Here is an 18,736-nt window from a genome sequence, read left to right on the forward strand (position 1 = left end):
GCATCATTCCGCCGACTTGCGGCATCATTGGCATTTGGTGAGGCATCTGCCCCTGCATCATTCCGCCAACTTGCGGCATCATTTGCATTTGAGGTGCCATCGGGTTATCCATCATCCCACCTACTTGTGGCATTTGATTTTCCATCATTCCCGCAACATGCGGCATTTGAGGCATCGGCATTTCTGATGATTCATCATCCATCATTCCACCAACCTGAGGCATAGACTGGTTATCCATCATCCCTCCAACTTGAGGCATCATTGGCATTTGATCCTGCATCCCGCCTACCTGTGGCATCATCGGCATTTGATCCTGCATCCCACCAACCTGCGGCATCATTGGCATTTGATCTTGCATCATTCCGCCTACCTGTGGCATATACGGCATTTGCTGTGGAAAGCCATGGCCATATGGCGGACAGTATCCAGGCCCTGGCAAGACCGGTGAAATCGGTACACCATGGAATGTCGGACCTGTCATTTCAGGCGAAACTTGCGCCGGCATATTTTGGGCAAAGGAGGATGATTCCATATCTTCTGCAGGCAATGGCATATTTGGCATCATTCCCGGATATTGCGATACTCCCTGTACCTGTGGATATGGCATCATCTGTGGGGCTCCTGGGTAAAAACCTGCTCCATGCATGGATGGCGCACCTGGATAGCATTCATAAGGGTATGGGATCATCGGCTGCTGGTAACCCCCTTGACCATACGGCATCATGGAAGGTGCTTCATCCATGTAATCATTCTTTTCAATCTTGATACCAGGCTTGATTTCCGACTTTGGCTTGACCTCAGCCTTCGGCAGCTGCGGTTTCACCTCAGGTTTAACTTGCGGCTTGATCGGCTGCTTGATTTCAGGCTTGACTTCCGGGAAGATATTGTCTGGTTTTGGCGGGAGCTGTGGCTGCGTCTTCGGCAATGCTTTTGGCTGTTCCTTAGGCAATGCTTTTGGCTGTTCCTTAGGCAGTGGTTTTGGCTGTGGTTTCGGCTGTGGCTGAGGTGGAAGCTGCATATTCGCCATGTTCATCATGTAATAGTTGTTAATATCGATTTCCGGCTTGATTTGAACTGGCATTTTAGGAGTATATGGTTTAACAGGTTCTTCTTTTTTAACCGGTTTAGGTGCTTCTTGTTTAGGCATTTCCTTGATTGGCGCCTCTTTCGGCGCTTCCTTTTTCACTTCAGGAATAGGCATTGGTTTCTCTTTGGCAATCGGCATTTCCTTTTTGCCACCCATATTGATTTTTGCTTGAGGCGTTCCACCAGTGATTGGAGCTTCTTTCTTTACTGTACCTCCAGTGGTAGGAACTTTTATTTTCATACCGGGCATAATCATATCAGGGTTGCTGAGCTGGGCGTTCATCTTTTTCAGCTCTTCAAAGTTCACGCCGTACTTCTTGGCGATCTTCCAAAGAGTATCCCCTTTCTGTACGATATGGATCTTCACTCTGATTCCCTCCTATGGCATAAGTCCATATATTCTATGTTGGTGTGGGCAAATTGCTAACAATCTTCAAAAAAAACTTATGCTTCTATCTAAATAAATATGTTTTTTCCCGGGAGATTAAGCTTTTCCTTATAAAAAAATCCTTCTCTGCGCAGAAGGATTTTTACATTAAGCTGTTTTCGGATTGATGACTGCTTTTCGTATAACATAAGTAATTCCGTTCACTTTCTGTGGGTTCTCTATTGATTTGTCCGAAGGCAACCATCTTCGGACATTTTCACTGCTTCTCCACCTGATTTTGTCTGAAGTCCTGTCATCTTCGGACATTTTCACTGCCTCTCCACCGGATTTTGTCCGAGGTCCTGCTATCTTCGGACATTTTCACGGCCTCATCGCATGATTTTGTCCGAAGGCATGCCACCTTCGGACATTTTCACTGCTCCTCCACCTGATTTTGTCCGAAGTCCTGCTATCTTCGGACATTTTCACGGCATCATCGCATGATTTTGTCCGAAGTCCTGCAATCTTCGGACATTTTCACTGCTCCTCCACCGGATCTTGTCCGAAGTCATGCCACCTTCGGACATTTTCACTGCCCCTCCACCTGATTTTGTCCGAAGTCATGCCATCTTCGGACATTTTCACTGCTTCTCCATCGGATACTGTCCGAAGCTATAACCATTTTTTTCTGTAAAACAAAAACCCCCAATCCCAGCAGGATCGAAGGCCTAAAGTTACAAAGTTTATGAAAAGAGCTTTACATTATGACAATTCCAGCATGCGTTCTAATGCGAGCTTTGCATTTGTTGCTGTGTTTTCATCTACTTTTATGATATTGGTTTCCTGTCCTTCCATGACGGATTCGAGGCTCCAGGCAAGGTGCTGGAGGTCGATTCTGTTCATCGTAAGGCACGGGCACATATGAGGGTTAAGGGAAACAATATGTTTATCAGGATGCTGCGCAATGAGACGATTGACGAGATTCATTTCGGTCCCGATTGCCCAGGCAGAACCTTTAGGAGAGGCTTCGATTGCCTCGATGATGTAATTCGTCGAGCCCGCCATATCCGAAAGGGCTACAACTTCTCGCCGGCATTCAGGGTGAACAATAATTTTCATATCCGGGTTCGTCCTGCGCACGTCCGCAATATTTTCTACGGTAAAATTCTCATGGACTGAGCAATGCCCCTTCCAAAGAATGACTTTCACTTTTTCTAACGGGCCGTCAAATTCCAGGATATTTTCAATTGGGTTGTAAACGGCCATTTCATCAAGCCCGATTCCAATGTTAAAAGCGGTGTTCCTTCCTAAATGTTGGTCAGGCAGGAACAACAGGCGCTCTTTTTGCGAAAAAGCCCAGCGTACCATCTTTTCGGCATTGGAAGATGTTACGGTAGCACCTCCATTTGCACCGACGAATGATTTGATCGCTGCTGTAGAATTTACATAAGTAAGCGGAAGAATGGTGTCACCAAAAAGCACCTGGAGGAATTCCCATGCCCTCTCAGTCTGATAAATATCAGCCATATCCGCCATTGAGCAGCCCGCCCTCATATCAGGCAGATATACTCTCTGGTTCTCAGTGGTTAAAATATCCGCAGTTTCGGCCATGAAATGGACACCGCAAAAAACAATATGCTCAGCATCCTTATTATCCGCTGACAGTTGCGCAAGCTTTAAAGAATCACCAGTCGCGTCAGCGAATTGGATGACTTCATCCTTCTGATAATGATGGCCCGGGATAAACAGCTTCTTTCCCATTTTCGCTTTTATGTCCCTTACCAGATTTTCAAGTTCATCAACTGACATATTGCGATATTTTTCAGGAAGCATCCTGTTTTTAGATTCTAGCGACTCCAAAATATTCATTTGAAACATCTCCTTCCTTTTCTGCAACGACCTTCGCGCTGATATCCAATGACTTCACCGAGTGTGTCAGGAAGCCAAGTGAAATATAATCCACCCCGCAATTGCGGTAGCTATTCAGGTTCTCAAGTGTAATTCCGCCTGATGCCTCGGTTAAAATTCCTTTCGGCACTAGACTGATCCATTCGGCAATTTCTTCCGGTGTCCTGTTATCGAACATGATACAGTCAACCCTCGCTTCAATTGCTTCTAGAAGCTGGTCTTTCGTTTCGATTTCCACTTCGGCCTTTACCATATGTCCAAGGCTGGCTCTCACAGCATGAACAGCGTTGCTGATCGATCCAGCGAAAGCGATATGGTTATCCTTGATCATGACCGCATCATATAAGCCATAACGATGGTTAAAGCCTCCGCCGCAGCGTACCGCGTATTTTTCCAGCATGCGCAAACCTGGTGTCGTTTTCCGCGTATCGCAAATCCTTGTTTTTGTACTGTCCAATACCGCTACAGCTTCACTAGTCTTCGTCGCGATCCCGCTCATCCGCTGGATTAGATTAAGAACAACCCTTTCTGCTTTCAATAATGCGGACACCTTGCCGGAGATCACGGCAAGCTCCTGTCCGCACTTAACTTTCTCCCCATCCTTTACCTTGATGTCTGCCAGACTGTTTTCATCCATCAACCTGAAACCTGTATGGATGATTTGCTCCCCGCAGAAGATACCATCTGCTTTTGCGATCAAGACTAAGGATCCACGGCTTTCATTGCCGAAAATCAATTCACTTGTTACATCGCGGTCCCCAATATCTTCAATAAAAAATTGTTCAAGTAGCAAACGCAATTTGATTGTATTCATGCTTCCCATCCTTTACTGTTTTTCGTTGATGGATGATTTGTCTTTTCATCCAGTTATAAGGATCTTCATGAGGAAAGTCTTCCCTGTAATGCCCGCCCCGGCTTTCGGTTCTTTGAAATGCTGCCTCTGTGATCAACCAGGCCGTTATATACATGAACACCCGGTCTATCTCGTCTGTTCCGAGATGATCAAGCGAAGCTTCCAGCCATTCTTCCAGACCATATTTTGCTAGCCAATCCTTTTGATGTACGAGGGCTTCCCTGGTCCTAACAATCCCGGCTCGATCCATCATTGCCTTTTTCAGAACATCAGCATCGGGCAATTCCATATCATGAAATACCTTGGCATTTTGCGCAGTATAGTAGGTATCCACTTTTCCCCCCAGCTGCTGGTTAATCCAATCAGCCAGCTTCCCTCCTACGAACATCCCTTCAAGCAGGGAATTGCTTGCCAGCCTGTTCGCTCCGTGGATTCCCGTACAAGCAGCTTCGCCAATTGCATAAAGACCATTGATATTTGTACGGCCATGCAAATCTGTCTTGATCCCCCCCATGATGAAGTGGCTGCCAGGCACGACGGGAATCAGTCCCTCTTTTAGGTCGATCCCATGTTTGCGGCACAACTCGCTGATCGTCGGGAATCGTGAACTGAAGTCGGAAACTGGCGTAATATCCAAATAAATCTGTGTTCCTTTACGTAAGTAGTCATAAATCGTCTGCGAAACAATATGCCGGGGTGCGAGATCTTTCAGAGGATGAACACCATCCATGATTCGCTTCCCTTCAGCAGTTACCAGGATTGCTCCTTCACCCCTAACGGCTTCTGATATCAGCCCTCTGGTCTTCCCCTCTAAATATAATAGGGTTGGATGGAATTGGACAAACTCCATATCCGCAAGCATCGCACCCGCTCTGTAGGCAAGCGCCATTCCATCCCCTGTCGCGGTTTCGGCATTTGAGGTAAATGAGTAGAGCTGCCCGCAACCACCAGTGGCAACCACGATATGCGGGGCAAGATAAACATCATTCCTGCCATCCGGGTGCTTTGCTTTTACACCGATACATGTATTCTTTTCTTTATTTAAAAGCAGTTCATAGACAAAGACAGACGGCTTCACCGAAATGTTCCCATCAAATTTAGAAAGCAAGTGGTCAACCATATGCTTCCCTGTTGCATCCCCGCCACTGTGGATGATTCTATTCCTGCTGTGGGCACCTTCCATTCCCAGCAGCAAGGATCCATTGCTGTCTTCATCAAATGTGCAGCCGCCCTCCCATAAATCTTTAATCAGCTTTGGAGCACTCTTGGTCATTTCCAGCACAGCTTCAGCGTTATTATGGTGGGCGCCTGCTTCAAGCGTATCAAGATAATGTAAATAGAAATCATCGCCGGGAGCCATTGCAGCCGCTACCCCTCCCTGCGCCATATAGGAGTTTCCTGTTCTCAAATCTTTCTTTGTGAGAATCATCACATTTATATTCTTTGCTAATTTATTGGCGAGCTGCAACGCGGCAATCCCACTGCCAATAATGATAACATCTGCATGCTTCATAGTTTTATAGCCTCCTGGATTAACAGGTGTCTTGACATATATATTTACACAGTTTTACACTGTTGACAAGAACTTTTATCTGACTGATTGTCAGGACCGATAGAAGTTCGTAATTTCTATCCGCCAAAAGGCAATTGATCCCGAATTGTTAAAATACCAAACCACAAACAGGAGAGTACAAATGAAATATTTTGATTATGCGGCTACATGTCCGCTTGACCCTGAGGCTGCGGATATTTTTGTTAAGGCTTCCACTGATTATTTTGGGAACAGCCAGAGCCTTCATGAAACTGGAAGCACATCGGCCAATCTCCTGGAGAGCTGCCGGGAGGAATTTGCGCGCATGCTCGGCGTAGACAGTGCCGGTATCTATTTTTCAAGCGGGGGTTCAGAATCCAATTTCCTTGGGATCATGGCACTGCTGTCAGCTGCCAGAAAGAATGGGAATCATATCATTACCACACTTGCTGAGCATTCTTCCGTCTTCAACCTGATGAAAAAGCTTGAGCGAGAAGGTTGGGAGGTTACTTACCTTCCTCTGGATGAAAAAGGGCTGGTTGATTTTGAAAGCTTTTTAGCTGCCGTAAAGGAGGAAACGGTGCTTGTTTCAATACATCATGGCAATTCCGAAGTCGGCACCGTTCAGCCTATAAAAAAGATCGCCGACTTTTGCCGAGACAAGCAAATCTTTATCCACACCGATTGTGTCCAAACGTTTGGCAAGATTTCCATCGCTGGCATTGCGGGCTCGGTTGATGCCCTTTCGATATCTGGACATAAGTTTTACGGACCAAAGGGCACTGGCGTGGCGTATATCAATCCGCGGGTTGCCTGGCAGCCTTTCATTGAAGGAACCGTACATGAAAAAGGGTTCCGGCCGGGCACAGTCAATGTCCCTGGAATCGCAGCGATGACTTCAGCCGCCCAAAAGGTCCATCTCACCCTGCCTGAAGAAGCAAAAAGACTGAAAGCGCTCAGGTCCACCCTTCTCGCTTCCCTTTCGAATTCAAAGGACAGGTTCCGTATGTTTGGTTCCGAAGGGGAGGAACAGCTGCCTGGCATTTTAGGAATGGGGATTATAGGTGTGGAAGGCCAGCTCGTCCTGCTTGAATGCAATCGCCGAGGATATGCCATTTCCACCGGCACAGCCTGTCACACCGGTATGCTTTCACCAGCAAAAACGATGACCGCCATGGGTATAGAAGGGAAAGCAGCCAAAGAATTTTTCAGAATCTCATTCGGGAGATTTACGACCGATAAGGATGCGGAAGATCTTGGGAAAATATTGGCTGACCTGACCGTGCAGGTATCAGCATTTTAACTTTCGAAGTAGTTATGGTAAAATTCACGAATGAAGAAGTGAAGGAGAGATCGGATTTATGAAGGAAACGACCAAAATCCTTGGTGATGAACGCCGGGCGTACATCCTGAAACGCTTGCAGGAAAGCAGGGAGCCGATCACCGGAAGTGAGCTTGCATCCATTACCAATGTCAGCAGACAGGTCATCGTTGGCGATATTACCCTGTTGAAGGCGAGGAACGAGCCCATCATTGCGACGAGTCAGGGGTACCTATATATGCACGCTTCCCATCCAGCTTCTGCGGAACGGATCATCGCCTGCTCCCATAGTCCGGAAAGGACCGAGGAAGAGCTGATTCTTCTTGTCGATCATGGAGTGACAGTTAAGGATGTCAAAATCGAGCATCCAGTCTACGGGGATTTGACAGCTTCCATCATGGTCTCGAATCGTCTGGAAGTAAAGCAGTTCATGGAAAAAATCCGCAAAACGAAGGCATCTTATTTGTCTGAGCTGACAGATGGTATTCATTTGCATACCATCACAGCATCGTCCGAAAAAGCACTGAATCAGGCCGAGGAAGCATTGCGGAAAGCAAATTTTCTCATAAATCTGGAGCAATAGAAAAGGTCCATCCCCGAGGATGGACCTTTTTATAATTTTCGACTGTGATAACTGCCGAGCAGCTTGACGCCGCAGCCTAAGGCCTCGAGCTCGGCAATCGCTCCCGGAATCAATACATCATCGATTTCAAGATTAATATCAATGATGAAAAAATAATTCCCAAGGCCTGTTTTCATTGGGCGGGATTCAATTTTTGACAGGTTTAGCTTGCGCCATGAAAAGGCGGACAGGACCTGATGCAAAGCGCCTGCCTGGTCGGAAGGCAAGGTAACCATCAAGGTCGTTTTTGGTTCATCGGCCTTTGCAAATGAAACATTATGCCCTTCCTGTGCAAGTACAGCGAAAACGGTGTGGTTATAGCTGTAATCGTGAATGTTCTCTCTGGCTATGAATAAGCCATACTCTTCTGCAGCCAGACTGTTCGCAATGGCAGCGATTTTCTCTCCGGGACGGTCTTTGACGTATTTCGCTGCTGCCGCTGTAGAAGCCATGTTCTCAAGCATTACACCTTTGAATTCCTTATGTAAAAATTTATGGCACTGGGCAAGAGCGTGTGGATGGCTGTATATTCCTTCAGCATGCATCCAATTGTCCTGGTTTGCAGGGTGTACGAGCAAATGCTGCCTGATCGGCACGACGGCTTCTCCAATGATTTTCAGATTCGACTCATGGACCAGATAATCAATCGTAATATTGACCGAGCCTTCAATCGAATTTTCCAACGGTACGATTGCCGCATGAATTTCACCTGATGCAGCAGCATCCATGCATTCTGGAATACTCACAAAAGGAATTCTCTCACCTTCCGGAAACAACTGCCGTGCTGCAAAGTCAGTAAATGTCGCTTTTGGGCCAAGATATCCAATTTTCAAGCTACTTCCTCCCCCTGCTGCAGACTATCTCTTTTATTAGGCTCCTGAACCGAGCACTTCTACTTTTTCCACAAATTCAAGCCGCTTCAGCTTTGCCAGCATTTCATCCATCTCCACTTTCATCTCGGAGACATTCAGGCTCAGCGTTACGTTTGCTCTGCCCTGAAGGGGGATGGTCTGATGGATTGTCAATACATTGCATCCGGTAGCCGCAACAGTGCCGAGCAGCTCTGACAGCGTGCCTGAACGGTCCTCAAGCTGAAAAAACAGCGTAATGATCCGTTCTTTTACCACAGTATGGAATGGAAACACAGTATCCCGATATTTGTAAAAAGCACTGCGGCTTAAGTCAACTCGCTGAACTGCGTCCCAGACAGACTCAGCCTTTCCTCGCTCAATCATCTCTTTTGCTTCGAGTGTCTTTTTCATCGCCTCAGGCAAGACGTCTTCACGAACGAGGTAAAACTTCTGATCCTGATTTTGCTTCATACTCCATCACCCCAACAGAAAGCTAACTCAATCTTAAAGATGAAGGCCGATTAGCCTGTTTGGGGCTAATCGACCCTCCTTTCCCGTCGTAACAGATTTCTTTCCTTTTGTTACGTTATTCAACAAACTCAAATTCATACTCAAGAAGTTTGACGGTATCGCCGTCTTTCGCTCCTCTTTCTCTCAATGCATCATCAATGCCCATACCGCGCATTTGGCGAGCAAATCTCCTGATTGACTCTTCCCTTGAAAAGTCTGTCATCTTGAACAGTCTTTCAATGCTGTCACCGGAAATAACAAAGGTTCCATCCGATTCACGGGTAATCTGGAATTCCTGTTCGGCCTTTTCATGCTTATACATGACTCGGTTTTCCTCTTTTTCCAGTTCCGCCTCATCAATAATCGGGAATTCCGGAGTTTGCTCGATTAGGTCGGCCACGGCGAATAATAATTCACGAAGACCTGACCTCGTTACGGCAGAAATCGGGAAGATTGGATGCTCATTGCCCAGCTTCTCCTTGAACACACTCAGATTTTCTTCGGCATCCGGCATGTCCATCTTATTGGCAACGATAACTTGAGGTCTTTCCGTCAGCCTCAGGTTATATTCCTTTAATTCATTATTGATCGTCAGATAATCTTCATAAGGGTCTCTACCTTCAGTCGCGGCCATATCAATCACGTGGATGATGACGCGAGTACGCTCGATATGACGAAGGAATTGATGCCCCAAACCTACTCCGGAGTGTGCCCCTTCAATAAGACCAGGCAGATCTGCAAGAACAAAGCTTCGGCCATCTTCTGTTTCGACCATGCCTAAATTTGGAGCGATCGTCGTAAAATGGTATTCAGCAATCTTCGGCCTTGCTGCTGATACAACAGACAACAACGTTGATTTTCCGACGCTCGGAAAACCGACCAGCCCTACATCCGCAAGCAGCTTCAGCTCCATGATGATTTCCCGCTCCTGGCCAGGCTCCCCTTTTTCGGACAGCTCTGGCGCCGGATTGGCAGGAGTCGCGAAACGGGAGTTCCCCCGGCCGCCACGTCCGCCCCTGGCGATGACAGCCTGCTGGCCATGTTCCACCAAATCCGCGATAACAGCGCCTGTTTCCGCATCGGATACAATAGTTCCAGGAGGAACCTTGACGATCATATCCTTCGAATTTTTACCATGCTGGTTCTTGGACATCCCGTGCTCGCCGCGCGGTGCTTTGAAGTGGCGCTGGTACCTGAAATCCATCAATGTACGCAAGCCTTCTTCAACCTGGAACACAACGTTCGCTCCGTTGCCTCCGTCGCCGCCGGCAGGCCCGCCCTTTGGCACATATTTTTCACGGCGGAAAGCGACCATTCCATCGCCGCCGTCCCCGCCTTTTACATAAATTTTTACCTGATCGACAAACATTATGTCATTACCACCTGTCTGATATTTGTTATCATGTTTTATGTTTCCCTATAGAGATTCCATAAAAACTTCTATTGTCAATTCTCCATCGACCACGCCATCTGAAAAGACCTTCATGTTTTCACAAGGCTGGTCTTCCAGGAAGCTTTCCAAGCGCTTTTTATTATTTATTATCCCGCTAAAATCAAAAAAGAACCCGATTCCTTTTTCCTGGGGATCGATCGTTACGGAAAGATGATTTTCTTGGTATTGTTCAACGGAAGAATCCAGTGTATCAAAAAGCCGCTCTGTCCAGCCTGTCAGCAGCTGGTCATCTAATCTGTGGAAGTTCTGGGAGTCCATTACCTCATATTCCAATTGAAAATGACGATTCTCCCAATTGCAGGTTAACAATGTAGAGGCAAACTGAGGAAGATGTAAATTGGATAGCTTTGCATCCTGCCTGGCTTCCATGATAATTTCTTCAATGATATCTTTAGCCCGATCTACTTTGTTCAGCGATAGATTGCCTTTAATTAATTGAAGCTTGTTCATCCAATCATGGCGCGCATGGCGCAAAACCTCGATTGTGTCCCACTCTTTTTTCATAGACATACTCCTACTCCTAAGACTGCTTGGTGTAAGTATAACAAAAAAGCCGTTCTTCGTAAGTAAATTATGTATATTGGTTTCAAAAACAAGAAAACCCTAACCGCAGTGGTTAGGGCTTCTCTTTAGCTTACGCTTCTTGAGCTGCTGGATAAACACTTACTTGCTTGCGGTCACGGCCAAGACGTTCGAATTTAACGACGCCGTCAACCTTAGCGAATAGAGTGTCATCTCCACCTTTACCCACGTTTACACCTGGGTAGATTTTAGTTCCGCGCTGACGGTAAAGGATAGAACCACCAGTTACGAATTGACCATCTGCACGCTTAGCGCCAAGACGCTTTGCGATTGAGTCACGTCCGTTCTTAGTTGAACCTACACCCTTCTTAGAAGCGAAGAATTGAAGATCTAATCTTAACATTTGTTCCACCTCCTACTTTTTGAAGGTTAATTTTATGTGCTTTCCGTAATCTTTCTCCATCGTCTGCAAAGAGACAACCATGCCTTCAAGCAGCAATTGTATTTTCTCCTGTGTCTCCTCAGGCAAATTGTCCGGGATGTCACAGCGGAGAAATCCATCTGCTCCTTGTTCAATGTCAGGAGTGATTCCTGTCAAAGAAATGATCGAATTCACTGTCCCGAACGATACGGCAGAAACGCCTGCACAGACGATATCGCTCCCATGGGCAGCAAACCCGGCGTGGCCGCTGATCGTAAACGATTGGATGCTTCCGGATTTTGTACGATTAATCGTAGCACGAATCATGACAATCCGCCTTTATTAAGCGTTGATCTTTTCGATCACAACTTTAGTGTAAGGCTGACGATGACCTTGCTTCTTACGATTGTTCTTTTTCGCCTTGTACTTGAAAACGATGATTTTCTTTTGACGGCCGTTCTTTTCAACCTTAGCTGTTACAGTTGCGCCTTCAACTAGTGGGCTTCCAACTTTAACATCTTCGCCACCTACAAAAAGAACCTTGTCAAAAGTTACAGTTTCGCCTTCAGCAGCGTTTAGCTTTTCAATGTAGATTGCTTGTCCTGCTTCTACCTTTACTTGCTTGCCGCCAGTTTCGATAATTGCGTACATTCCAGTGCACCTCCTCATTAGACTCAGACTCGCCGACCGCAGGCGTTTGCGTAATCGCAAAGCTTACATACCTGAAGTGTGCGGTTGTAGCACGGGTGCTACAAACAATAACATTAAAATACTATCATATGCCGAGCGAAAGTGTCAACATAATAATTGATGTTCTTTTAATGGCCAGACATGGTTCAACCGTGTTCAGCCGAAGCGCCAGCCTTGATGATTTCATAGTGTGGCCTGTCCGCATCTGACAGAGAGAATTTTATCTTAAACCCGAGTGCCTGTTCAAGCCTCAATTTATGGATATCCTTCTGACCGGAAAAATGGTGAATGACTTCCGGAGTCGCGGCGACTCGAAGTTCTTCGTGATCGGAATTCTTATATTCCCACAGTTCACGCTCAAGTCGGTAGGCAACGGTTTCGGAGCTGACCACCCTGCCGGATCCTCCGCATGCCTTGCATTTTTCGGTCAGTGTCTCTGCCAGCGAATGTTTCGTTTTCTTCCTGGTCAATTGCAGGATTCCCAACTCGGTAAATCCAACGATCCTGGTACGACGCTCGTCATGCTGAAGCTCTTTTTGAACTGCTTTTAAGACTTTATCGCGCTCCTTTTGACCCTGCATATCGATGAAGTCTATCAGTATGATGCCTGCTGCGTCCCTGAGCCGGATTTGCCTCGCTGCTTCAACAGCCGCATTCACATTCGTTTTGACGACAGTATCATGCAGGTCCTTATTCCCCGAAAACTTGCCGGTATTTACATCGATCACCGTCATCGCTTCGGCCTGGTCGATGACCAAATACGCTCCTTTGTCCAGCCAAACAATCCTCTTTAACAGTCGCTCAATTTCCTGCTCTATTTTATAAAAGGAAAAGATATTTTCCTTTCCATTGTAAAATTCAATTGTCTGAGCAGTCTGGAGATGAGACTCGATTCTCTTCTTGAACTCTAGGCTATCTGTTATGACGGTGCCTTCTTCCAGAAGAATCAGCGCGCCTGCTGCCTGCTCAAAAAAATAATCCCGGCTGTAGACGATGCCCGGCTTTTTCATCGCTGAGGAGGCTCTTAGCATTTCATCATATTGATTTCGATGCTGTTCTAATTCCTCAGTGATGACGACTTCTGTCTGGCTCAGGCTTTCCGTCCTGAAAATCAGCCCTTCATCTGCATTTTTCACCTGTTTGGCGAATTCCCGCCATTTGTTCCTCATTTCGGAAGTTTCCGCTTTTTTGGAAATGGCAATATAGTTGCCTTTTGGCATATATACAAGATGTTCACCCTGAATTTCTATGATCCCTGTCAACCTCGCTCCTTTTGTCCCGGCGGCGTCTTTTTCAACCTGGACCAGGAGCTTTTCACCTTGATGGACAAAAGAGGAAATCGGCCGGTTTTTTTTATTCTCATCCTGAGATACGTTATAAGAGGCAAGTTTATCTTTTGGCAGGAAAGCGTTGTCCTTCTCTCCGATATTGACGAAGGCCGCATTCATTCCCGGAATCACCTTTTCGACGACTCCAAGATAGATATTTCCCACCAGCGATTGCTGACTCGGCTGTTCGATATAGATTTTCTCCACTTCGCCGTTTTTGATCAGTGCGAAGCGTCTTTCCCTGGAGTTTGTATTGATGATTAATTGATTCATTTTTCTCCCTACTCGCAAAAAAATGCAGCGTGAAAGAAGCTTCACGCTGCATTCATTATCCTATTTTAATAGGTGTAAAGCAAATCTCCTATCTTCGCCGTCAACAGCTTCTCACTGAAAAACGCATGGAGCAATTCATTCTCGTCCATGACCATTTCTTTGCCATTCTGCTTTTTAACGATGATGGGGTGTTTGCAGCCGCGATGGAATTTCTCAAGAACATGGCCTACCATGTCATTTTCTGCTGCGTTGATGGGTTTCAACTCTCTGAAATCCATTTCCTTCCCGTAATGCCTCTCCATTAAAAAGCGCATGAATGTATATCGCCTTTGCTTCCATTCAAAATAAAGCGAGAATGCCAGGAAACCGATAATCACCCAGATATTCAAAGTCAGCGGAGCGAGCACCAGCAGGATCACTGAGAATAGGAGGAGTGCTCCCGCTGAAAAATATAAGGTCCGAAGATGCGCTTCCTGGAAGGCTGACTTCATGGAAAGGAGAACGAACAGAAGCTTTCCTCCATCCAGCGGCCAGATCGGCAGCAGATTAAAAAATAAAACCATCAAATTGTATTCAATGAACAGCGTGTGCCATTTCTCGGGAACGAAACCTGCTAAAAACAGCAGGTAGGAGAGAGCGATCAGCCATACATGCTGCAGGGGTCCTGCCAGTACGACAATCAGCTCTTCTTTTAACGGACGATTCCCGTGCTCATCCATCTCCGCCACTCCGCCAAATGGCAGCAAAGCAATTTTCTTGATTCTCCACGAAAAAAAAGAGGCTGCAGCACCATGTCCCATTTCATGAACAAAAATAATCAGCAGCACCATCATCAGCTCTATGAAATGCGCCGTAGCGACAGCAAGGGCGATGACCACCCACAGCAGAGGATGGATATGAATTTTCCGCAATAATTCAAGGGGTTTATTCAAACTTGATCACCTGGACGGGATCAATGAAGTCATCCCCTTTTTTAATCGCGAAGTAAAAGGAACCTTTCGTTCCATCCGCGCTGTCCATCGCCGTTCCAACCTTTGTGCCTTTGGAGATATATTCATACAAATTCACATCAATTCCATCGAGGTTCCCATACCAAGTTTCACTCTTGTCTGCATGCTGGACGATAACGGTTTTGCCGAACCCTTCCTTCATGCCGACAAAATGGACAAGCCCTTCATTCATCGCTTCGACCTCGGCTCCTTTTCCAGTTTCAATCGTAATCCTCTGGCCATTATCGCCAAAGTCCTCAAGGATTTTTCCGGAGGCAGGCAGCGCATACTCAGTGCTCTCTGAAGCATTTTCCTGGTCGCTCTCCCCCCCCGCATTCTTCGCGGGCAGCAGCGCCAGCGGCTTGCCAAACTGCTCCTGATACCAATCCGACACAGCCGCAAATTGGAATTCCTGTTCCATCGTGTGCTTCACATATCCCTGGATCGTCTCCGCCTTTTCAGAAGGACTCCTGAAGATAATCGCCACTATCAGCACAAGACAGGCCGATGCAAGGATTTTGAATAAAAAGACTTCCTTTTTAAACAATGGATGGCCGCCTTCCCCTGGACCAAAATCATAGGAAGGAATCCTGTCAAAGCCATGTTTCTCTTCTTCCTGCGATAAAAAACGGCCATGACTCATTTTATGCATTCTTTCCCGCTCTTTCTTCTTCCGTAACATCCTCTTCCGAACATCATCCGCTCTAGAGCTCATCCAATCCCACCATTCCCCATGTACTCTAAGTAGTACAAGTTTATGACCTGTCCAACGAGAGTATGACTAGAAAGAATGGATAGAATGACAGAACTAAAAAAAGCGCAGAGCCAGAGATGCATGACGCATCTTGGATATACGCTTTTTCCTATAATCAGCGAACTCCGAAGAACTTCTTGATCTTCGAGAAAACGCCTTTGTCTTCAGTATCCAGCTGTTGCAATGGAACAGATTCCCCGAGAATTCTTCTGGCAATGTTCCTGTAGGCGATCGATGCCTTGCTGTTCGGATTGAGCGCAATCGGCTCACCGTGGTTTGAAGCTTTGATGACTTCATCATCATCGGCGACGATGCCAATCAAATCGATCGAAAGATGAGTGGTGATTTCATCGACATCCAGCATATCGCCATTTTTCATCATGTGGCTGCGGATCCGGTTAATCACCAGCTTTGGTGATTCCACATTTTCTTCTTTTTCAAGCAGGCCAATAATCCGGTCAGCATCCCTTACAGCAGAAACCTCCGGAGTCGTGACGACAATCGCCTTGTCCGCACCGGCAACGGCATTTTTATAGCCTTGCTCGATTCCAGCCGGGCAGTCGATGATGATATAATCATAATCCTGCTTCAGTTCATTCACCAATTTCCTCATTTGTTCCGGCTGGACCGCTGTTTTATCGCTGGTCTGGGCAGCAGGAAGCAAGTAAAGATGGTCATCGAAGCGTTTATCTTTTACAAGAGCCTGATGGATTTTGCATCTGCCTTCAATCACATCGACAAGGTCATAGATGATACGATTTTCCAGCCCCATGACAACGTCGAGGTTTCGCAGGCCGATATCTGTATCGACAAGGCAGACTCTTTTGCCTTGAAGGGCCAGTGCTGTACCAATATTAGCAGAAGTTGTCGTTTTGCCGACTCCGCCTTTTCCGGATGTAACTACAATCGCTTCTCCCACTTTAGAGGCCTCCTTCAAATCTAGTCAAACTAGGTCTTTTTTTCATTAAAACTTGTAATCTATCAACGACAATCTGCTGATTGTCAGATATGTACGCGCATTCCATGACACGATTCTCGTCCTCCGGGACTTCTTCAGGTGCGCGGTTGATGCAATCGCTGATCCGCAGCTGCGAAGGCTTCATGACTGAAGCAGCAATGACGGCCTCTTTGTTGCCCCCAGAGCCGGCATGGGCAATTCCTTTCAAGGCACCCATAATGAAAATATTCCCTGTCGCCTTGACGGTCCCTCCTGGATTAACATCGCCAACCAGGAGCAAATCGCCCGTTATTTCGAGGACCTGGCCGGAACGGATCACTTTGGCAACAGGCACGATTTCCGTTTCCTGTCGAAGACGTTCCGCTTCCTCCTTCGTGATCACATTCGTCTCCAAATCATCCACGATCAGATTTCGTTTCTGGCGGATCAGATCCTTTAGTTCTTCCGCCTGCTCTTTCGTCAGGTACCTGTTCCCTACCTTGACCTTCACCGAAAGAAGCTGCTGCTCCTCCTGGACACGTGATGAATTGGAAAGCTTCCTGTCGAGCTCTTTTTTCAATTCATCGTAGGAGCATGTATCACTCAAATGGAGTGTCAGTCCATCTTTTGTCCCTTTTATCGTCACATTTTGTGTTTTCTTCATACTGGATGTTCACCTCATAAGAAAAGCGCGAGCGCATCGAACGGCTCCGGCAGGAAATGGGATTCCGGCTGGGGCAGTTCAGCAGCCTTTGAGACTTACGGCGCTGTAGCTAGACACTAGTCTGCTGTAAAATAATTCTTTCATACAATGAAATTCGACAATCATCCGTCAAAATCCTCTATTTGAATAGGCAACATTGATTATTTTTAATCGTTCCTAAGCCGGTCCGAAGCCTTCTCGAACTGTTTTTTGAATGGGTATGCTGCCAGGATGATAAATGCCAGATTCAGGATGAGTGTCGGGACTAGTCTTATTTTAACATAGGTCGAAAAGTCCAGGTCAGTAATTTTTATCAGCAGCATCAGTTGATAGACTCCGATTTCCAAAAGCGCAATGCCCGCCAGAGATAAAATCGAAACAACCAGGATATTGGTCTGCAGCACTCTGATCATGTTCGCGAACAGATAGGCAATGAAAGGGAACACGAACAGATAGATTCCAATGATTTCAGTGTACACAACATCAAAAAGGAAACCGAAGATCAAACCGTAAATGATGCCATGCTTGGGACTGAGATAGGCCGTCAAAAACAAAATGCCGGCCATCAGGAAGTGTGGCGCAAGGATGCGGTCACTATTGAATAATTCAGCTGGAATAAGTTCGACAAACAAACTTTCCAGGATAAACAAAAAAGCAAATAGTGCAGGCAGCAGGAAACGGATCAATTGCCTTCCTCCTCACCTTCGCTATCTTTTAAGCTTTCTTCAAGATCGACCGAAATCATCGATTTCTTTACGACCATCACATGTTCAACGTCATAAAGATTCGCTTCCGGTTTGATATAGGCTGTTTGATTCAGGCCGAATTCATCAGGTACGACCTTTACCACCTTGCCAATTGGCAGGTCTTTAGGGAAAATGCCGCCCATTCCCGTCGTCACGACATTTTGGCCTTTCTCCACCTTCGCGTCATACGGAAGACCTTTTAGCAAAAGCAGCTCATTTTTCTTGTCATAGCCTTCGATCGTTCCATAAAGCGGCTCTTCTGCCTGCAGGATGGCTGAAATCCGGTTGGTCGGATCGATCGAGCTCACCAGCTGCACGGTAGCTGAAAATGGTGTAGTGCTTTTTACTTTTCCGATCAGGCCTTTCGCTGTAATCACAGCCATGTTTTTTTCTACGCCATTTGCCGTGCCTTTATTGATGACGATCAGTTCGTTCCACCGTTCAGGACTTCTCGCGATCCTGACTGCCTGGATTGGTTCATAGTCTGCAAGTGATTCTTGTTTATCCAAGATCTCCTGGAGCTCCTCGTTTTCTTTTTCAAGCGAGTAAACCTTTGCTTCAAGGCGAGCCATATCATCAACGCGTTTCTTCAATTCTTTATTTTCCTGATATGTATTTTGCAAGTCTTGAAGGTTTTCAACCACACCTGCAATATAATTAGCCGGCCTTGATACAAGGGATTGCACCCAGCTCGTGGAGTCTTTGACAAACTTTTCGGGCCATGTCAATTCTTCCCTTTCCCTTAAAGAAAAACCAATCAATGCCACGAGGACTATAATGCTCACAAGCAGCATTATCAGGCGTTTATTTAAAAAGAACTGTGGCATGATTTACACCTCTAATCTGAAATATATGATGACAGAAGAGGAGG

At 46.3% G+C, this 18,736-nt stretch carries 21 protein-coding genes and 1 other annotated feature; of the genes, 2 read left to right on the plus strand and 19 right to left on the minus strand.

Annotated elements, in window-relative coordinates; genetic code table 11:
• From safA to nadB, 5 genes are all read right to left on the minus strand, one after another.
• Window positions 1-1,453, minus strand: a 1,453-nt coding sequence (gene safA / locus EJA10_RS20165) for a SafA/ExsA family spore coat assembly protein (protein ID WP_246017894.1), incomplete at its 3' end; no start/stop codon positions are given.
• A 168-nt stretch (window positions 1,454-1,621) separates the two neighbouring features.
• Complete coding sequence (locus tag EJA10_RS23560; protein WP_170169205.1) at window positions 1,622-1,786, minus strand: hypothetical protein; 165 nt, start codon at window positions 1,784-1,786, stop codon at window positions 1,622-1,624.
• Between the two features lie 429 nt (window positions 1,787-2,215).
• Window positions 2,216-3,322 (minus strand): quinolinate synthase NadA, encoded by a 1,107-nt coding sequence (gene nadA / locus EJA10_RS20170; protein WP_125481838.1) that lies wholly within the window; start codon window positions 3,320-3,322, stop codon window positions 2,216-2,218.
• On the minus strand, window positions 3,294-4,175 hold the full coding sequence (gene nadC / locus EJA10_RS20175; RefSeq protein WP_125481839.1) for a carboxylating nicotinate-nucleotide diphosphorylase: 882 nt from the start codon (window positions 4,173-4,175) through the stop codon (window positions 3,294-3,296). The genes nadA and nadC overlap by 29 nt, the downstream gene beginning before the upstream one ends.
• Entirely contained in the window at window positions 4,144-5,727 is a 1,584-nt protein-coding gene (gene nadB, locus EJA10_RS20180) for an L-aspartate oxidase (RefSeq protein ID WP_125481840.1), read from the minus strand. The genes nadC and nadB overlap by 32 nt, the downstream gene beginning before the upstream one ends.
• A gap of 181 nt (window positions 5,728-5,908) precedes the next feature.
• Here nadB and EJA10_RS20185 point away from each other — a divergent pair, with 181 nt between their 5' ends.
• Window positions 5,909-7,048 carry an IscS subfamily cysteine desulfurase gene (locus EJA10_RS20185; protein ID WP_125481841.1) on the plus strand — a complete coding sequence of 380 codons (1,140 nt, stop codon included), beginning with the start codon at window positions 5,909-5,911 and terminating at the stop codon, window positions 7,046-7,048.
• Between the two features lie 58 nt (window positions 7,049-7,106).
• Window positions 7,107-7,649: a transcription repressor NadR gene (locus tag EJA10_RS20190; protein WP_125481842.1), complete on the plus strand. Its 543-nt coding sequence runs from the start codon at window positions 7,107-7,109 to the stop codon at window positions 7,647-7,649.
• A gap of 29 nt (window positions 7,650-7,678) precedes the next feature.
• Here the strand turns inward: EJA10_RS20190 and pheA are convergent, their stop codons facing one another.
• From pheA to mreC, 14 genes are all read right to left on the minus strand, one after another.
• Complete coding sequence (gene pheA / locus EJA10_RS20195; RefSeq protein ID WP_125481843.1) at window positions 7,679-8,521, minus strand: prephenate dehydratase; 843 nt, start codon at window positions 8,519-8,521, stop codon at window positions 7,679-7,681.
• Window positions 8,522-8,557: 36 nt separating this feature from the next.
• Entirely contained in the window at window positions 8,558-9,010 is a 453-nt protein-coding gene (locus EJA10_RS20200; protein ID WP_125481844.1) for an ACT domain-containing protein, read from the minus strand.
• A 115-nt stretch (window positions 9,011-9,125) separates the two neighbouring features.
• Window positions 9,126-10,418, minus strand: a complete 1,293-nt coding sequence (gene obgE / locus EJA10_RS20205) for a GTPase ObgE (protein ID WP_125481845.1) — start codon at window positions 10,416-10,418, stop codon at window positions 9,126-9,128.
• 48 nt (window positions 10,419-10,466) lie between these two features.
• Complete coding sequence (locus EJA10_RS20210; protein WP_125481846.1) at window positions 10,467-11,006, minus strand: Spo0B C-terminal domain-containing protein; 540 nt, start codon at window positions 11,004-11,006, stop codon at window positions 10,467-10,469.
• A 130-nt stretch (window positions 11,007-11,136) separates the two neighbouring features.
• The gene (gene rpmA / locus EJA10_RS20215) at window positions 11,137-11,427 is read right to left on the minus strand and encodes a 50S ribosomal protein L27 (RefSeq protein ID WP_079509900.1); all 291 of its coding nucleotides are present in this window, start codon (window positions 11,425-11,427) and stop codon (window positions 11,137-11,139) included.
• 12 nt (window positions 11,428-11,439) lie between these two features.
• Entirely contained in the window at window positions 11,440-11,772 is a 333-nt protein-coding gene (locus EJA10_RS20220) for a ribosomal-processing cysteine protease Prp (protein WP_125481847.1), read from the minus strand.
• A 15-nt stretch (window positions 11,773-11,787) separates the two neighbouring features.
• Window positions 11,788-12,096 carry a 50S ribosomal protein L21 gene (gene rplU, locus EJA10_RS20225; RefSeq protein ID WP_125481848.1) on the minus strand — a complete coding sequence of 103 codons (309 nt, stop codon included), beginning with the start codon at window positions 12,094-12,096 and terminating at the stop codon, window positions 11,788-11,790.
• Between the two features lie 15 nt (window positions 12,097-12,111).
• Window positions 12,112-12,192, minus strand: a sequence feature (ribosomal protein L21 leader region).
• Window positions 12,193-12,281: 89 nt separating this feature from the next.
• Window positions 12,282-13,736 (minus strand): Rne/Rng family ribonuclease, encoded by a 1,455-nt coding sequence (locus tag EJA10_RS20230; RefSeq protein WP_125481849.1) that lies wholly within the window; start codon window positions 13,734-13,736, stop codon window positions 12,282-12,284.
• Window positions 13,737-13,801: 65 nt separating this feature from the next.
• Window positions 13,802-14,668 carry a M50 family metallopeptidase gene (locus EJA10_RS20235; RefSeq protein WP_125481850.1) on the minus strand — a complete coding sequence of 289 codons (867 nt, stop codon included), beginning with the start codon at window positions 14,666-14,668 and terminating at the stop codon, window positions 13,802-13,804.
• Entirely contained in the window at window positions 14,661-15,440 is a 780-nt protein-coding gene (locus tag EJA10_RS20240; RefSeq protein ID WP_125481851.1) for a M23 family metallopeptidase, read from the minus strand. Before EJA10_RS20240 ends, EJA10_RS20235 begins: the two co-directional genes overlap by 8 nt.
• 154 nt (window positions 15,441-15,594) lie before the next feature.
• Window positions 15,595-16,398, minus strand: coding sequence for a septum site-determining protein MinD (gene minD / locus EJA10_RS20245; protein WP_125481852.1), 804 nt, complete (start codon window positions 16,396-16,398; stop codon window positions 15,595-15,597).
• Between the two features lies 1 nt (window position 16,399).
• Complete coding sequence (gene minC / locus EJA10_RS20250; RefSeq protein ID WP_125481853.1) at window positions 16,400-17,080, minus strand: septum site-determining protein MinC; 681 nt, start codon at window positions 17,078-17,080, stop codon at window positions 16,400-16,402.
• A gap of 206 nt (window positions 17,081-17,286) precedes the next feature.
• Window positions 17,287-17,805 carry a rod shape-determining protein MreD gene (mreD, locus tag EJA10_RS20255; protein WP_125481854.1) on the minus strand — a complete coding sequence of 173 codons (519 nt, stop codon included), beginning with the start codon at window positions 17,803-17,805 and terminating at the stop codon, window positions 17,287-17,289.
• On the minus strand, window positions 17,802-18,692 hold the full coding sequence (mreC, locus tag EJA10_RS20260) for a rod shape-determining protein MreC (RefSeq protein WP_125481855.1): 891 nt from the start codon (window positions 18,690-18,692) through the stop codon (window positions 17,802-17,804). Before mreC ends, mreD begins: the two co-directional genes overlap by 4 nt.
• Window positions 18,693-18,736: the final 44 nt, after the last annotated feature.

Origin of the sequence: Mesobacillus subterraneus, assembly GCF_003937825.1 — a bacterium.
In the GTDB taxonomy this organism is placed as follows: Bacteria; Bacillota; Bacilli; order Bacillales; family Cytobacillaceae; genus Mesobacillus; species Mesobacillus subterraneus.

Coding starts and splice junctions, on each gene's coding strand:
- nadA (WP_125481838.1), bottom strand. CDS start 3,322: ATGAATATTTTGGAGTCGCTAGAATCTAAAAACAGGATGCTTCCTGAA.
- nadC (WP_125481839.1), bottom strand. CDS start 4,175: ATGAATACAATCAAATTGCGTTTGCTACTTGAACAATTTTTTATTGAA.
- nadB (WP_125481840.1), bottom strand. CDS start 5,727: ATGAAGCATGCAGATGTTATCATTATTGGCAGTGGGATTGCCGCGTTG.
- EJA10_RS20185 (WP_125481841.1), top strand. CDS start 5,909: ATGAAATATTTTGATTATGCGGCTACATGTCCGCTTGACCCTGAGGCT.
- EJA10_RS20190 (WP_125481842.1), top strand. CDS start 7,107: ATGAAGGAAACGACCAAAATCCTTGGTGATGAACGCCGGGCGTACATC.
- EJA10_RS20200 (WP_125481844.1), bottom strand. CDS start 9,010: ATGAAGCAAAATCAGGATCAGAAGTTTTACCTCGTTCGTGAAGACGTC.
- obgE (WP_125481845.1), bottom strand. CDS start 10,418: ATGTTTGTCGATCAGGTAAAAATTTATGTAAAAGGCGGGGACGGCGGC.
- EJA10_RS20210 (WP_125481846.1), bottom strand. CDS start 11,006: ATGAAAAAAGAGTGGGACACAATCGAGGTTTTGCGCCATGCGCGCCAT.
- rpmA (WP_079509900.1), bottom strand. CDS start 11,427: ATGTTAAGATTAGATCTTCAATTCTTCGCTTCTAAGAAGGGTGTAGGT.
- EJA10_RS20220 (WP_125481847.1), bottom strand. CDS start 11,772: ATGATTCGTGCTACGATTAATCGTACAAAATCCGGAAGCATCCAATCG.
- rplU (WP_125481848.1), bottom strand. CDS start 12,096: ATGTACGCAATTATCGAAACTGGCGGCAAGCAAGTAAAGGTAGAAGCA.
- EJA10_RS20230 (WP_125481849.1), bottom strand. CDS start 13,736: ATGAATCAATTAATCATCAATACAAACTCCAGGGAAAGACGCTTCGCA.
- EJA10_RS20240 (WP_125481851.1), bottom strand. CDS start 15,440: ATGAGCTCTAGAGCGGATGATGTTCGGAAGAGGATGTTACGGAAGAAG.
- minC (WP_125481853.1), bottom strand. CDS start 17,080: ATGAAGAAAACACAAAATGTGACGATAAAAGGGACAAAAGATGGACTG.
- mreC (WP_125481855.1), bottom strand. CDS start 18,692: ATGCCACAGTTCTTTTTAAATAAACGCCTGATAATGCTGCTTGTGAGC.